General features: G+C 79.3%; 1 pseudogene. It reads right to left on the bottom strand.

Annotation, left to right across the window (positions count from 1 at the left end):
- A pseudogene (locus G5C51_RS42045) lies at positions 1-945 on the bottom strand (hypothetical protein); the annotation flags it as partial.
- Positions 946-1,314 lie beyond the last annotated feature (369 nt).

The following is a 1,314-nucleotide window of genomic DNA, read 5'->3' as shown; positions in this document are numbered from 1 at the left end:
CCCCCGCTCCGCCCCGGGCCCGAACAGCCACGCCTGCCCCGTCCCCAGCGCCGTATCGCCGGGAGCAATCGGCCGCGCCCCGGAGCCCGGCCGCCGCAGCACCCGCAGCCCAGTGGCGACATCGCCACTCAGCATCGCCACCGCCCCGCACTCCGCGAACGGCGCCGACGCCGCACACGCCGCCTCGTACACAGCCGTCAGCGGCGTCGCCGCCGTCGCCGCCGGCGTCTCGGCGAGGCTGATCACATGAATCCCGGCCGCAGCGCCCCTGGCGGCCAGCCGGGCCGTGGCAGCGCGCAGGTCGGCACCCGCGGGATCGCCGTCCACGATGAGCACCGTGTACGCGGGCCCGGCCGGACCCGCGCCGTCCAGGCGGCGGGTGAGTTCGGCGAGGCGGGCGGTGGCCTGGTCGCGGTCGTACGCGGTGAGCAGGCGGCAGTCCTGGCCGCGGGCCGGGCGCAGGTGCGGGAGCCAGCCGAGCCAGGACCAGTCGGCGAGCCGGTCGCGAAGCGGGCGATAGCGGTCAGTGCTGATGAGAACGAGCTCCAGCACGTCCGGCGAGTGCAACGCGGCGAGCTGCGCCAGCACGGACCTGGCAAGCCCGGTCAGCCGCGGCCGCGGCCCGGCGAGGCCGAGCGCCCCGGCCTCGGGCAGGCTCACGGCGAGTGCGCCGCCGGGGGCGGCTACGGACGCGGCTCCGCCGCCGGGACCGGCCCCGATCGCGTGGTCGTGGGCCGGGGCGCCCGCCGGCGTGCCTCCGGGAGGCAGGCCCGCCGCCTCCGCCGTGCCCAGACGTACGTGCAGGACGTCGGGGTGGTCCGCAGCCCGCTCCCACAGCCGGGGGCCGGGTTCGAGCGCGGTGAGCAGCAGCGCCGCCGCGTCGGGCCAGCGAGCGGCGGCCGGCGCTGCCGCGGCCGCGGGCCGCGGGACCACAGCGGAGGTCACCGCAACGCTCGGCTCCTGCACGCCACGACCGTCGCCGGCCTCACCTCGGCCCCCCGCAAGCCTCCGGGCCCAGGATCTGATGCCGCTGCCGCGCGCCGGCGGCAGGGGCGCGGACGGCGCCTGCGCCGCATCCGCGGGCATACGGGCCGAGGGCACCCCGGCCTCCGCGGCGAGATGCGTACCCCGCGAGGGCGTGGCGCCAGGCCGCGGAGCCGGTACGCCCCCGACCGGGCTCACGGTGCCGGTGGTGGCGGTCTCAGCAACGATGCCGGGCGATGCGCCACCCGTCGGAACACCGGCCCGTCCAGCGCCGGAGGAGCCAGCGGCCCCGGACGAGCCGGCCCCGGAGTACCCGGCAGCCGCCCCACC

The sequence above is a fragment of the Streptomyces coryli genome, from assembly GCF_011044975.1.
Lineage (GTDB): Bacteria > Actinomycetota > Actinomycetes > Streptomycetales > Streptomycetaceae > Streptomyces > Streptomyces coryli.
Note: the sequence above shows the minus strand (reverse complement) of the source record. Positions and strands in the feature narration are given on the sequence as shown.